The sequence below is a fragment of the Ruegeria sp. H9 genome, assembly GCF_056532915.1.
On record NZ_JBQFNX010000002.1, the window covers coordinates 800,340 to 813,565 of the forward strand.

General features: G+C 56.9%; 12 protein-coding genes. 4 read left to right on the forward strand and 8 right to left on the reverse strand.

Translation table 11 applies throughout. The annotated features are described in order from the left end of the window. Positions 1–25 precede the first annotated feature (25 nt). Together ACR0CZ_RS12545 and ACR0CZ_RS12550 are read left to right on the forward strand one after the other, a co-directional pair. Positions 26–1,828, forward strand: a complete 1,803-nt coding sequence (locus ACR0CZ_RS12545) for a hypothetical protein (protein ID WP_170396644.1) — start codon at positions 26–28, stop codon at positions 1,826–1,828. Between the two features lie 84 nt (positions 1,829–1,912). Next, positions 1,913–2,602, forward strand: coding sequence for a M48 family metallopeptidase (locus tag ACR0CZ_RS12550; protein ID WP_170396642.1), 690 nt, complete (start codon positions 1,913–1,915; stop codon positions 2,600–2,602). A gap of 68 nt (positions 2,603–2,670) precedes the next feature. Here ACR0CZ_RS12550 and ACR0CZ_RS12555 read toward each other — a convergent pair whose 3' ends face one another. From ACR0CZ_RS12555 to ACR0CZ_RS12590, 8 genes are all read right to left on the reverse strand, one after another. After that, on the reverse strand, positions 2,671–3,213 hold the full coding sequence (locus tag ACR0CZ_RS12555; protein WP_170466422.1) for an RSP_2648 family PIN domain-containing protein: 543 nt from the start codon (positions 3,211–3,213) through the stop codon (positions 2,671–2,673). Continuing rightward, positions 3,210–4,412 (reverse strand): RSP_2647 family RNA methyltransferase, encoded by a 1,203-nt coding sequence (locus ACR0CZ_RS12560; protein WP_170466419.1) that lies wholly within the window; start codon positions 4,410–4,412, stop codon positions 3,210–3,212. Before ACR0CZ_RS12560 ends, ACR0CZ_RS12555 begins: the two co-directional genes overlap by 4 nt. Positions 4,413–4,453: 41 nt before the next feature. Next, positions 4,454–4,726: a hypothetical protein gene (locus ACR0CZ_RS12565; protein WP_170396636.1), complete on the reverse strand. Its 273-nt coding sequence runs from the start codon at positions 4,724–4,726 to the stop codon at positions 4,454–4,456. After that, entirely contained in the window at positions 4,713–7,505 is a 2,793-nt protein-coding gene (locus ACR0CZ_RS12570) for a [protein-PII] uridylyltransferase family protein (RefSeq protein WP_170466416.1), read from the reverse strand. The genes ACR0CZ_RS12565 and ACR0CZ_RS12570 overlap by 14 nt, the downstream gene beginning before the upstream one ends. Beyond that, positions 7,502–7,891, reverse strand: coding sequence for a nuclear transport factor 2 family protein (locus ACR0CZ_RS12575; protein ID WP_170396632.1), 390 nt, complete (start codon positions 7,889–7,891; stop codon positions 7,502–7,504). The genes ACR0CZ_RS12570 and ACR0CZ_RS12575 overlap by 4 nt, the downstream gene beginning before the upstream one ends. A 112-nt stretch (positions 7,892–8,003) precedes the next feature. Next, on the reverse strand, positions 8,004–8,996 hold the full coding sequence (locus ACR0CZ_RS12580; RefSeq protein ID WP_170396630.1) for a hypothetical protein: 993 nt from the start codon (positions 8,994–8,996) through the stop codon (positions 8,004–8,006). A gap of 623 nt (positions 8,997–9,619) precedes the next feature. Then, positions 9,620–9,973 carry a Rieske (2Fe-2S) protein gene (locus ACR0CZ_RS12585; protein WP_170396629.1) on the reverse strand — a complete coding sequence of 118 codons (354 nt, stop codon included), beginning with the start codon at positions 9,971–9,973 and terminating at the stop codon, positions 9,620–9,622. Between the two features lie 17 nt (positions 9,974–9,990). Then, on the reverse strand, positions 9,991–11,073 hold the full coding sequence (locus ACR0CZ_RS12590; RefSeq protein ID WP_170396627.1) for an amidohydrolase family protein: 1,083 nt from the start codon (positions 11,071–11,073) through the stop codon (positions 9,991–9,993). Positions 11,074–11,198: 125 nt separating this feature from the next. Between ACR0CZ_RS12590 and ACR0CZ_RS12595 the strand changes: the two genes are divergently transcribed. Together ACR0CZ_RS12595 and ACR0CZ_RS12600 are read left to right on the forward strand one after the other, a co-directional pair. Then, positions 11,199–12,074, forward strand: coding sequence for a LysR family transcriptional regulator (locus ACR0CZ_RS12595; protein ID WP_170396625.1), 876 nt, complete (start codon positions 11,199–11,201; stop codon positions 12,072–12,074). A gap of 78 nt (positions 12,075–12,152) precedes the next feature. After that, entirely contained in the window at positions 12,153–13,211 is a 1,059-nt protein-coding gene (locus ACR0CZ_RS12600; RefSeq protein WP_170396622.1) for a hybrid-cluster NAD(P)-dependent oxidoreductase, read from the forward strand. Positions 13,212–13,226: the final 15 nt, after the last annotated feature.

The window sequence follows — 13,226 nt, forward strand, 5'->3', positions numbered from 1 at the left end:
AAGGGATTGAAGCTGGGGGGCTGAGATGACCATTTCAAAACTACGAAATATACTGACATCTGTTTTGACCATTACAGCGTTCGCAATTGCATCGGGTGCGACCGCGACATTGGTACTTTCCCCTGACGCCGCTTATGCCAAGAATGATAATGGCAAGGGAAAGGGCCGCGGCGGCGGCAAAGGTAATTCTGGAAAAAGCAACGACGGCAACAAAGGCAAGGGAAAGTCCGGAAAAGGCAACGACGGCAACAAAGGCGGCGAAAAGGGAAAATCCGGCAAAGCTAAGGGTTCCAAAAGCGCGGGTAAAGATGCCGGCAAGGCCAACTCCAAAACGCACCGCGTGGAAAAGGCTTTCGGGTTTAACAAGAAGCAAAAGGCAAAACACCACCGGTCAGCCAAAACCTCTGCTAAAGCTAAGGGACGGAACGGCAAGGTACAAAAGACCACACTGGCGGGCTTTGGAAGAGAGTTTAAACGCGATGTCGAGCAACTATTTGGCAAGCGTTCGCCGGTAAAAACCAAGTCAAGCGCGAACCGCGTAACGAAAACGTATCGCAAGGCGTCGGTGGCTCCGGTTGAGTATTCCCCGCGACCTGTTGCTCGCACAGATTATAAATCCAAGCACTATGACAATAAGAAGCCCAGCAAGCGTCGCTATCGCGACCCGCTTGTTGCAGCGATCACCGATCCCGATGGCTCGGACAAGCTGCGTAACCTGAATGCGTCTAAGGCAGCAGCCCCGGCGTTCCGCAATGCTTCACCCAACAGCAATGTCGGCAAGATCGCGACCTATCAGGCGGCGGCGGAAACCTATTACGACCTGCGCGGTGACCTCTATGATACGCGCCGTGAACTGCGTGATCTGAACGAAGACTACGATGGCCGCAGCAGCGAAGACATCGCTGATGATATCGCCGCGCTTGATCCTGCGGACCCGAACTACGATGACAAGCTGAGTGCGCTTGAGGATGAGCTGCGCGATGCTGAAACCTATGAGGAGGCGCGCGACGATCTGCGCGCGGATCTGAGGGATCTGAAATACGAAACCCGCGACGCGTTGCAAGATGCGGAGGCTGCCTTTTATGACGCTTCGAAAGGGCGTACATTGACCAAGGCGACGCTGGGCGAGTTCCACGGCAATCTCGATCTGCCACAGCCAAACTACCGGCACAAGGACTGGGCAACGGTCCAGCCGGTGCCTTACGGTCCTGACGGCTTCCGCTATTCGGACGATAAGAAGATCTATGATGAAACCGACTATCGACTGCGCTACGACAAGCCATATTCCGATCGCAAGAAGGACCGCTATCGCTATTACCGCGACCCGCTTGTTGCAGCGATCACCGATCCCTATGGCTCGGACAAGCTGCGTAACCTGAATGCGTCTAAGGCAGCGGCCCCGGCGTTCCGCAATGCTTCACCCAACAGCAATGTCGGCAAAATCGCGACCTACCAGGCGGCGGCGGAAACCTATTACGACTTACGCGGTGACCTCTATGAGGCGCGCCGTGAACTGCGTGATCTGAACGAAGACTACGATGGCCGCAGCAGCGAAGACATCGCCGATGATATCGCCGCACTTGATCCTGCGGACCCGGACTATGATGACAAGCTGAGTGCGCTTGAGGATGAGCTGCGCGATGCTGAAACCTACGAGGAGGCGCGCGACGCTCTGCGCGCGGATGTGAGGGACCTGAGAGTTGATGCTCTGGTCGCAGAAAAGGAAGCTGAACGCGCATTTTTTGAGGCTTCGAAGGGCGAGGTCTTAACCAAGCAGTCCCTTGCCGAGTTTCATTCGAACCTGCACCTGCCCTCGCCAGGCAGGTAAGGCTGGATTGAGCCGCATAACTGATCGGGCGTGAAGGGCGAGTTACCGCTTGCCTCCTCGGGGTGGGCCGCCCATATCTAACTCATGCTTCGCTTAACACCCATCCTGCTGGCCATAGCCTATGCCGTTGTGATGTACCGGATATCCGTCTGGCGCACGCATCGTGAGTTGGATGCGAAGTCCACCGAACTGGCCGATCCTGCGCTAAAACGCATGACGGACCGGCTGGCTGCAGCCTTGGAAATTGATCGAGTCCCAGTCTACATCTACGAAATCGATCCGGTGAACGGGCTGGCCGCGCCGGACGGGCGCATTTTCATCACTCGCGGTTTTTATCGCAAATTTGGCAACGGCGAAGTATCAGCGGAAGAAATGGCAAGCGTAATCGCGCATGAATTGGGCCATGTCGCCCTTGGCCACGCCCGGCGGCGGATGATTGATTTCTCGGGTCAAAACGCCCTGCGTGCTGCGCTGATGATGCTATTGAACCGCTTCATCCCGTTCATTGGAGCCTGGATTGCAAATATGCTGACTCATTTGCTGGCCTCCCGCCTGTCGCGGAGTGATGAATATGAGGCGGATGAATATGCGGCTGCGCTTTTGACAAAAGCCGGGATCGGGATTGGTCCACAGAAGTCTTTGTTCCACAAGCTTGAGGATCTGACACAGCAGCGCGCGGGCGTTGTGCCCGCTTGGTTGATGAGTCATCCAAAGACGGATGAGCGGATCGCAGCTCTGGAAGTACTTGAACAAAAGTGGGGCGTGGGAGTTTAGGATAGGAGCGAGGGGCCAGCCCCTCGGGCTCCCCGAGATATTTTTGGCCAGATGAATGGGATCCCGAATTAAGTACTCAGGGCTTTGCCAAGGCGCGGCAGGCGGGCTTTTTTCATTAAGCTGCGCAAGGTCCATTGAGCACCGGATAGCCGGTTGGCTTCAGCAAGGACCGCTTTGGAAACCTGCGTCATGCCTTCGGGGTCGGACAGCCAGAGTTCATGTAGCAGTCCGTCCGGATCGCGCCGCTCAAGCCCTTCGTCGGCCAACATATTCTTGGGAAAATCCTTGGCATTGACGGTGACAATGACATCTGCCGAGCTTGTGACCGCCGTTGCGAGAACGTGGATGTCGGCGGCATCCGGCAACCATAGGCGCTGTTCAACACCGAGGTTGGCGGGTTGCTCGGCATTTGGCCAATGGGCCTGAACCAGCGCGATTTCGGCGCGCGCCTGCGCCTCGCCCTCGGGGCCAAGCTTGCGGGCGGCGCGGGCCCATTCTTCGAGGATACGTGCAGACCAGACGGGCGTGAAATAACCAAGCCTCGCAGCGCCCAACAGCATCTCTCGCATCACCGTGGGATAGATGACGCAGGTATCCAGAACGGCCTTCACAGACGGTAAAACACGGCTTTGAGGTAGCCGCTTTCTGCTAGCTGCGGCAGTTGTGGATGGTCCGGCCCGGCAAAGCCAGTTCGGATCAGTTGGGCCTGTCGTCCTGCCCGTCCGATCCCACGGGATGAGGCATCGCGGAAGCGGCCCAGATCAGCGGCATGAGAACAGGAGCAGAGGCCAAGATACCCGCCCGGTTTGACCAGCGGAGCCGCCAGACGTGCGGTACGCTCATAGGCACGCAAACCTGCATCCAACGCCTGTTTCGAAGGTGCAAAAGCCGGGGGATCACAGATGACGACGTCGAACAACGCGCCCTCTTCGCCGAGTTTGGTCAGTATATTAAAGGCGTCGCCTTGTCGGGTCTGGAAACGGGCAGAAAATCCTGAGACTTCTGCGCCCTTCGCCGCCAGTTCGAGCGCCGCTGCCGAGCCGTCAACGGACAATGCCTGTGCTGCGCCGCCCGCCAGCATGGCCAGACCAAAGCCTCCGACGTGGCTGAATACGTCCAGCACCTGCGCCTCGGGGTGAACCAACTTGGCGGCAAAGGCGTGGTTGGGGCGTTGGTCATAGAACAGGCCAGTTTTCTGTCCCCCGGTCAGGTCGGCCATGTAGGTTGCGCCATTCATTGGCACCGGCAGAGGCTTATCGGGCGCGGTGCCGCGCAAGGTCAGATTGGTGTCGTCCAACCCCTCGAGCACACGCGTGCGCCCCGAGGCGTTCTTCAACACTGTGTCGACCCCGGTCACCTTGACTAGCGCGTCGGTCAGAGATTCAAGATGTGCCTCAGCCCAGGTTGCGTTGGGTTGGATCACGCAGGCGTCTCCGAACCGGTCGATGATCACCCCGGGAAACCCATCCGCCTCGGCATGGATCAGGCGATAGTAAGGCGCATCGAACAGTCGCTCGCGCATCTCAAGCGCGCGGCGCAGACGGGTTTCAAACCAGTCCGCATCCAACTGCGCGTTAATGTCGCGATCCAGCACCCGGCACATGATCTTTGAGGCCGGATTCACCGCGACCAGAGCGATTGGCGCGCGCTTCTCGTCTTCCAGCACAGCCAAGGACCCCGGCCCGATTTTGCGGGTCCGGCGGTCGGTGACGATGTCATTGGCATAGACCCAGGGAAACCCGTGGCGCAGGCCACGCGCATTGGCCTTGGGTTTCAAACGGATACGGGGGCGGTCAGCTACGGGTGTCATGGCGCCCTCATAATCGTGAATGCACGGGGGTGAAAGCCCCGTTAACGGTTGCGCTTGCGCCAGCCGCCACGACGCTTGGGGGCTTGGGCCGCCTGCAAACCCTCGGTCAGGACCTGCGTCATCGGATGATCAGCAGCCTGTTCCGAATAGACTGCGTGTAGGTTGGTCAAGGCCTGATTTTGATCAAGCTCTCCGGGCAGGCTCAGCGCCCAATCCAGAAAGATGCTGCGACACTCGGGCAAGGTGATGCCTTCAATGCGATACGCCTCGCGGATCAGGCCTTTGTGGTCATTCGGATCATCACTGCGTGCCATCTTCAACCCTTCCGACAACTGCGCCAATCAACGAGGCCGCAGTGCTGTAATTGTCTTGCAACGCGGATTGCAGCTGTTCGACCTGATCGAACCCGGTCGCCCGACACAGAAAGGCCGTACCGCCTTCACCGATCTTGTCGGCCTCGATCACCTTTCCCGACAGCAGACGCGCCGCACATTGCACCGACCAGCATAAATCGTAACAACCCTTCAGGGTTTGCGCCTGCGCGACATCCAGCAGCCCGACAGCGACCGCCCCGTCCAGACCCGAGTGTACATCGCGCTGGGGCAATCCGGCCAGCAATGCGCCCGTCTCTGCCATCAGTTCGATATCCATCATGCGACCCGGCCCATTCTTTGCGTCCCAAACGCCCGCTGGTGCTTTGGCTGCGGCCAGTCTTTCGCGCATCTCGGCGACTTCTTTCAGCACCTTCTGGTGGTCGCGCGTTTGCGATAGGAATTCAGCGCGGAAGCTTTCGATATCCTCGGCTAAACCGGCTTCACCTGCGACCACATGGGCGCGGGTCAAAGCAAGGTGTTCCCACACCCAGGCCTCATTCTGCTGATAGTTGGTGAAGCTGACCCAGCTTGTAGCCACCGGCCCCTGATTGCCCGACGGGCGCAGACGCATGTCGACCTCATAAAGCCGTCCCTGCGACATTGGCGCGCTGAGCGCCGTGATCAGTGCCTGGGTGAACCGAGCATAATACGTCCGCGTCGCCAGCGGGCGAGGACCGTCGGACATATCCTGATCCTGCGGGTCATAAATGACTATCATGTCCAGATCGGATTGCGAGTTGATCCGACCCGCCCCAAGCGAGCCCATGCCCAGAACCGCAGCGCCGCGCCCTGGCGCCGGTCCATGCTTTTGGAAAAACTGATCGACAACGCAGGGCAAAACCGCCGCAATCACGGCCTGCGCCAGTTCGGCATATTGCTGCCCGGCCTGCGCCCCATCGATCAACCCGCGCAGATGGTGAACGCCGATGCGGAAATGCCATTCCTTGCACCAGCGACGTGCGAAATCGAGCTGTGTTTCATAGTCGCTTTCATCCGACAACGCCTGTGTAAGATCAGCTTGCAAGGCCGACTGTCCGGGCCAGTCGCTGAAAAAGCTGCCACCAATCACCGCATCAAAAACCGAGGCGTTGCGCGACAGATGGGTGGCGAGCGCATGTGACGTCCCAACGATATCGACCAGCAGATCAATCAGATGCGGGTTCGCTTCGAACAGGGAAAACAGCTGCACTCCAGCGGGTAATCCTGCCAAAAACCCATCCAGCGCCAGCAATGCTTCGTCGGGTTTCGCAGTTTTCGCCAATCGCGCTAAAAGTTCCGGTCTGAGCCGCTCGAATATCCGTGCACCACGCTGCGATCGAAGCGCCGGATAAGTCGGCCAGCGGGCCAGCACACCCTTGTCAAACTCAACCTCCTGAAGCGGCACGGGTGCCGCGCCTGGTCCAGGGGCGAAGAACCCTTCGGTCAGTTCGTGCACTTCGGTCAGGCGGCGGGTCAGTTCGGCGGTCAATTCGGCGCTGCTGATCCCCATCAGGCACGCGACCCGTTCGAAACCGTCCTCTGAATTTGGCACCTTATGGGTCTGTGCGTCGTGCACCATCTGGATGCGATGCTCGACCTCGCGGTGGGCGCGGTAGTGGTCAGTCAGTTTCTCTGCGACGTCTTCGGGCACCCAGCCCTTCGACGCCAACGCCGCCAGACCGGGAACGGTACCCCGGACGCGAAGGTCGGGATCACGTCCGCCCGCGATCAATTGACGGGTCTGAGTAAAAAACTCGATCTCTCGAATACCGCCCTGCCCCAGCTTCATATCGTGGCCGGGAATCGAGAGACTTCCGCCCGTTCCCTTGTTCTCGCGAATGCGCAAGCGCATGTCATGGGCGTCTTGAATGGCGGCAAAATCCAGATGCCGCCGCCAGACGAACGGGCGCAATGCATCGAGGAATCTCAGACCTGCCGCGATGTCCCCGGCGCAGGGGCGTGCCTTGATATAGGCCGCGCGTTCCCACGTGCGCCCAAGGCTTTCATAGTAGCGCTCAGCCGCTTCCATCGCCAGACACACAGGCGTCACCGCCGGGTCGGGGCGCAATCGCAGATCGGTGCGGAACACATAGCCATCCGCCGTCTTGTCGCTGAGCGTGGCACAGAAATTCCGCGTGGCGCGCACCATGCCCTGTCGCGCTTCGTAGAAATCATCGGGATCAAAGCGGGTTTCGTCGAACAGCACGATCAGATCGATATCTGAGCTATAATTCAGCTCATACGCGCCCATTTTGCCCATCGCCAGAATGACCATACCAGCTGCGGTTTCGACATCATCTTCGGTCATACCCGGCAGCTTGCCGCGCCGGATCAGCGCAGCAATTTCGGCCTTCGCTGCCACATCTGCGGCCAAAGCGCCAAAGTCGGTCAGCGCGGTAGTTACCTTTTCCAACGGCCACGCACCTGCCAGATCGGCCAGCGCCGTCAGCAAGGCCATGCGCCTCTTCGCTTGCCGCAAACCGGGTTTCAACTGATCCGGCGGCAGCGCGCGCGCTGCGCCCATCACATCCGCCAATGCCTGGTCCGGTTGCTGCAACGCGTGCGGCAACCAGTCCCTTTCTTGGTCAATCAAACCTTTCAGGTAGGGGCTAGAGCCCGCAGTTCCCGCGATCAACTCCCCCTGCTCGGCAGTCAAATCGGGCAGCGCCGCGCGTGTTTCGTCACCCAGATCGGTATGAAAAGCGCGCGGCAAGCGGTTGATAACAAGAGGCTGGCTCATGACCGTTCCAGTGGCGTGTCCTGGCTGAAACTGTTGATCCAGACGTCGTGACGCCGCTCCCACAGGGATGAGATCAGCATCGCCTCCCATTCCTGTGCTTCGGGGCGCAGATAATCTGCCCTGTATGAGAGCAAAACCACATCCGCCGATAAGACGCGCAACCTGGTATCGCTGAGTTCATATTGCGCCATCGTAGGCGCATCGGCGAACTGGCCAACATGATCGTCGCGATTGGCAAAACCCGTTGGATACACGCCCAGAAAATCGGGGCTCAACAGTGCCCGGTCCGCCTGTGCATTGCCTTCAACCAGCGCAGTCCATACCTGTTTTTCCAGCGAGAGGATCTGATCGAGTGACGGTGGGCTGGTGTTTTCAATATCTTCCATTTGCCTATGACTTGTGACGGCCGAAAATCAGATGCGGCCAGCGCACATGATCGGACAGAGTTGGCTTAGCCCTGTCCGATTGAACAGCAGAAAGGGCCGAATGTCCAAATCGTTATAGCCACTGATCCACTGGCGGCAAATCGAAAGTGAACGGATTTTCAATCCCCTGCCCGGCCAAATCCCACTCATCATAGTGCTCGTCTTCACGAAGCTGCAAAAACACCGCCTCAAGCTGATCGTTCAAACTCACCAACTCGTCCCAGGCGTCACCCATATGAGCCTGGAACATCGCCAGTTGTTGGAACAAGCCATCTGGCAAAGGGCCAAATTCCACACTCCCCAGATCGCGAGCTGGGAAATACATATCCTCTTCAAACTCAAAAAAGCGCGACATTCCGTCGTTAAAGTCAATTTGGCCATCGAACGAGACCGCAGCAAATACTTCATAAAGACCGGTCTCATTCATTTCGAGCTCGAACGACACCTCAAAACTCAGCGCAAAATCAGAAATTCCGTTTTGATGAAGCTTGCCTGCGATCTCGACGACCTCGTAATAGCCGTATGACGCCAGAACCAGATCGCCATTTGCATCGAACCCATGCACATCGAACATCTCCCCCAGTTCGCTGGCTATAGACAGATGCTGAAACTGTGCTGCCTGACTAATGTGAACGCCCTCAAATCCAAAGGCGGACCGGGCCTCATAAGAAACAGGTATGTCCGTTCCATTCATGCTTATGGTTTCAAGCGCGACTTGCTGTGTATGGTACAGCTCGGAAATGAGCGTGGCGCTTCCGCGTGTCGCGATCTCGTGGTTCACCATCGAAAGATTGAACTCAACCTCGCGAGACCCAGCACCTTGATACGCGCTGACCGTGCTGTCGATCACCCCGTCCCAAAACCCGCGCAATTCGATATCCGGCAGATCTTCTTTCCCTTCGAGATCATGGGGATCGAGGTTCAAAAAAGGCAAATCGACTTGATCAATCGAACTAGATACGCCGCCTTGCGAAGCTGGGCCTGGTTCGGTCGACAAGATGAAACTCTCCTCTGACCCGAACGGCCAATGAGTTGTGTTCACAACATTCATTTCAGCGACCTCCATTTATTGCTCCTCGGAAAACTATGTATTCAGCCATTGCGCAAACCCTATGGAAGGGTTTGATTATTAAGCGTTCTTAATAAAACGTTTAACCGATGGGCTGCGTCGCTCGGCCTGAATTACTGAGACGTAAATCCGCTGTAGTTGAATACTCGATACTGCAGTAGATCAGAGGAAGCGGGATAATTGCGAATGGACCTGAATTGGCGTGTAAAATATGGGCTCAAATGCATTTCCTTAGTTTGAAAATCTCATGAGCCCAATGGTTTTCAAGAAGGCCTTGAACAGCTATTTACGCGGTCTGCTGTTTTCTGGGACATAAAAGTGGCAAATGCCCAATGCCTCATGAAGCCAATCAAACAAATAGTTTTGGGCGCTGGTAAGAATGGCTTAGCCAAGCCATGAGTTGTTTTCATTGAATATCTGGCCAGGGTGAGCGCCCTCCTGTAGGCCAATCAGAACGTTCATATAGCCATCCTCCAAGCCAATACGAAAAGCACAGCGATAAATCTCCGGTTTCAAAAATAAAACTGGCATTGCCTATGCCTAGACAATGCCAGCGCAGGCAGCTGGGAGGAAAGATTGAACTGCCTAATATTTCTGACGTTCGTCGTGAAACCCGCTTCTTACAGATGCACGAAGAGATCACTGCCCTCTACTGATACATCGAAGCGTCTCGTTTTAATGGACGAATCCACAAGAAACTCACCGCTGCGAATGTCGAATTCCCAACCGTGCCAGGCGCAACGGACGATTTCACCGGCGCGATCATAGACAAATTCGGTTGAGTCCGTTTGGCGGGTCGTACCGCAGACCGGGCCTTCGCAGAGGGCCGCACCTTTGTGAGGACAGATGTTGAGCAAAGCGTGATAACCGTCGTCGAGTTTGAAAACGCCGATGGGCATGTTCGAAACTGTGACGATCTTTGCCGCGTCGCTGGGGACTTCATCAGTTTTGCAGGCGAAATACTTGTTTGCCATGGTCGATGTCTCCTTCTTTATTCGGCGGCATGCGCCATCGGGCGTGGCAGACGGGTATATACGTCCAACGCATTGAGTCCGAAGATCTTCTCGCGCCATGCGGGCGGGACATGCAGCTTGTTGACGTCGTCGTAGTCCCAATGCGGATAGTCCGACGCGAACATCAGGGTGTTCTCTCCATCCATCGCCTCAAGCGTGGCCCACAGGTGCTGGATATTCGCGGGCTGCTCCAACGGCTGGGTCGACATGCGGATGTTCGACTTGAAGTACTCGGTCGGCAGACGCTTGAGCCACGGCGTTTCCTTTCGCAACGCCTTGTAGTTCGCATCTAGACGCCAAAGAACCGAGGGCACCCAGGCGACGCCACATTCGATTATTACCACTTTCAAGCCCGGCCATTTCTCAAACACGCCGTGGGCGATCAGGCTGGCCATGTGGGTCATGGCCGTCTGCGGCAGTATCGCGTGGGTTTCCCAGAAGAAGGTCGAAGGCCCGGCCCCGATGGGGGTCGAGTTGATGCCGCCCTGTCCGCCGAGATGCATAGCGAATGGCAAGCCCATTTCGGCGCAAGCCTCATAGATCGGGTGATAGAACGGGTCGCCATAAGGGCGCGCGGCACCGTGGCTCACCAAAACTTGAACGACACGGGGGTGGCCGCCAACCCGGCGGATTTCAGCGGCGGCCAGATGCGGGTCCTGCGGTGCCACCACGATCGAGCCCCAGAACCGCTCGTCCTTGGGCAGCCAGTAGTCGATCATGTAGTCGTTATAGGCTTTGCACAGCGCATTGGCGTAATAAGGGTTGGCCAGCGTTGAGGCTTCGATCGGTTCGTCGCCGGTCAGGATCGCAACGTCGATATTGTATTTATCGAGGTGCTTTTCCTTCATTATCAAGTAGTTGTCGTCTTCCTCAACCGGGTTCACGTCATGGCGGGCAAATCCTTCGGGGTGGAACCAGGGACGATGGCCATGTGGGAATGCACCACGTGGGCCGGTGCGTTCACCCCGGACGAACATGTCCTTGAAAAGACCTTCCATGTAGGGTTCCAGAACCGTGGCGCTGCACCAATAGTTGTGGCAGTCGCAATCGACGATGAACATGAACTTCTCCTGTTGCTGGCGCCAAAAGGGCGGGCTTACATCTTGTTCAACGATGCTTGATATCTGCGAAACTTTGGCAAATAAATACAATTGAAACGCACCTATCGATCGGGATTACCGATTAAATGAATCGCCAGCTTTTAGTGACCTACATGGATGTTCTGGAAACGCGGAACTTCAACCGCACCGCCGAACGTCTGAATGTGACCCAATCCACGGTCAGCGCTCGCATCCGTCAGTTGGAGCAGGAGCTGGACACACGCCTGTTCGAACGGGGGCGCGGCGGGGCTGAACCCACGGCCGCCGGGCGCCGCTTTGAGACCCATTGCCGGTCACTGCTGGCTGCTTGGAGTCTGGCACGACGCGATGTTGAGGCGGGTGGCAGCGGCAACAGGCAACGCTTGCGTATATCAGTTCAGTTCAGTTTGGCCCGATCCGTGCTGATAGACTGGACTAAGGCAGTCAGGGAAAGAAACCCGTATCTGGACCTGTATCTCGAGGCGAATTTCTCACAACAGATACAGCGGGATGTTCTGACCGGCGAGACCGATATCGGTATTGTTTTTGTCCCGCAGCGGGCGCCTGACATGTTTGTCAGCGAATTGGGCAGCGAAAGCTATGTAATGCTGTCCACCGATTGTGACCGGATCGAGGACGTTCCATGGACGCGCTACATTCAGGTAGCCTACACATCATATTTTGACCGCCAGCATGACGAGGCGTTTTTGGATCAGCCGCAAAGCTCGACCCTGGTGGGCAGCAATGATCTGGCTTTGGATTTCCTAAAAGCCAGCGGCGGAACGGCATATTTCCCCGGATTTGCCGCACCGGGTCTGTGTGCCGAGTATCCAACATTGCAACAGGTTACTGACGCACCGGTGATCCCACAGCCCATCTATTCCATCGTGCACGTTCGAAAACGCCATGATCCGCTGGTGGCGCAAGCTGTCACCCTGTTCAAAGAACTAATCCAACACAGATCAATCGCTTTAACCGATTGATACCGCAATTCTGCACCGTTTTTCAGTCCCCTCGCACCATTATCCTCGCGCGAACCCTATTCTGGAGGTTTCCGCAAGATGCTCGTTGCGACGGACAGTCCGTTTTCCCTGAATTCAGCCAACAACCAACCCTGCTACGCAGGTGGGCCTGCCACTTTGACCTGCAAAGCGGTGATCGATGAAACGCATGACAGCAAGACCTTCGTCTTTGAAGACACGCAAAGCCGCAGCTTCGACTTCAAACCAGGCCAATACGTGACCTTCTGTTTCGAGATCGAGGGCAAGCAGCATGTACGCGCCTATTCGATCTCGTCCACGCCGACCCGGCCCCACAACATTCAGGTCACCGTCAAGCGCGTGCCCGGTGGGGTTGTGTCCAACTATCTGAACGATCAGATGGTCCCCGGAACAGAGATCGAGATTGCAGATATCACCGGTGGCTTCAACTGGGTGGATATCCCCAGCGATAAGCCATTGTTCCTGTCCGGTGGCTCGGGTGTCACCCCGGTCATGTCGATGCTGCAATACGTCACCGACGTGACCTTGCCGAAAGACATCGTTTTCGTGCATTTCGCTCGCTCGCCTAGGGACATCATTTTCCACGACCAGCTTGAGTTTTTGAACCGACGCTTCACCAACGTGACCATCCATACCATTGTGGATGAAGCGAATGATGGGTTTGAGGGTGAAATCGGTCAGATATCGGCAGATCTGCTGCAGCGACTTGTGCCTGATCACGCCGAGCGCAGCATTTTCATGTGCGGTCCCGAAGGGTTCATGAAAGCAGCCCGTGATGTGGCTTCTTTCATTCCGTTTGCCGCTGTCCACGAAGAAAGCTTTGGCGAAAAGATCACTATCGAAGAAAGCAGCGGCACGGGGGGCGAGGTCTATTTCTCACTCAGCGGTCTGCAAGGACATGCCGCCGAGGGCGAGACCTTGCTAGAGGCTGCGCTGAACGCAGGCGTCTGGATCGACTCGGCCTGCCAGCAGGGCGTTTGCGGCAACTGCAAAGTGCGCCTCACTCAGGGCGATGTTGAGATGCAGGACATGGGCGGCCTGCAACCCGGTGATACCGAGCAAGGGTATGTGCTGGCCTGTTGCAGTTGGCCGAAAGGCCCGGTCGCGCTCGACGCGTGAAGCGGAGATTCAAAG

Coding starts and splice junctions, on each gene's coding strand:
- ACR0CZ_RS12545 (WP_170396644.1), top strand. CDS start 26: ATGACCATTTCAAAACTACGAAATATACTGACATCTGTTTTGACCATT.
- ACR0CZ_RS12550 (WP_170396642.1), top strand. CDS start 1,913: ATGCTTCGCTTAACACCCATCCTGCTGGCCATAGCCTATGCCGTTGTG.
- ACR0CZ_RS12560 (WP_170466419.1), bottom strand. CDS start 4,412: ATGACACCCGTAGCTGACCGCCCCCGTATCCGTTTGAAACCCAAGGCC.
- ACR0CZ_RS12565 (WP_170396636.1), bottom strand. CDS start 4,726: ATGGCACGCAGTGATGATCCGAATGACCACAAAGGCCTGATCCGCGAG.
- ACR0CZ_RS12570 (WP_170466416.1), bottom strand. CDS start 7,505: ATGAGCCAGCCTCTTGTTATCAACCGCTTGCCGCGCGCTTTTCATACC.
- ACR0CZ_RS12575 (WP_170396632.1), bottom strand. CDS start 7,891: ATGGAAGATATTGAAAACACCAGCCCACCGTCACTCGATCAGATCCTC.
- ACR0CZ_RS12580 (WP_170396630.1), bottom strand. CDS start 8,996: ATGGAGGTCGCTGAAATGAATGTTGTGAACACAACTCATTGGCCGTTC.
- ACR0CZ_RS12585 (WP_170396629.1), bottom strand. CDS start 9,973: ATGGCAAACAAGTATTTCGCCTGCAAAACTGATGAAGTCCCCAGCGAC.
- ACR0CZ_RS12590 (WP_170396627.1), bottom strand. CDS start 11,073: ATGTTCATCGTCGATTGCGACTGCCACAACTATTGGTGCAGCGCCACG.
- ACR0CZ_RS12595 (WP_170396625.1), top strand. CDS start 11,199: ATGAATCGCCAGCTTTTAGTGACCTACATGGATGTTCTGGAAACGCGG.
- ACR0CZ_RS12600 (WP_170396622.1), top strand. CDS start 12,153: ATGCTCGTTGCGACGGACAGTCCGTTTTCCCTGAATTCAGCCAACAAC.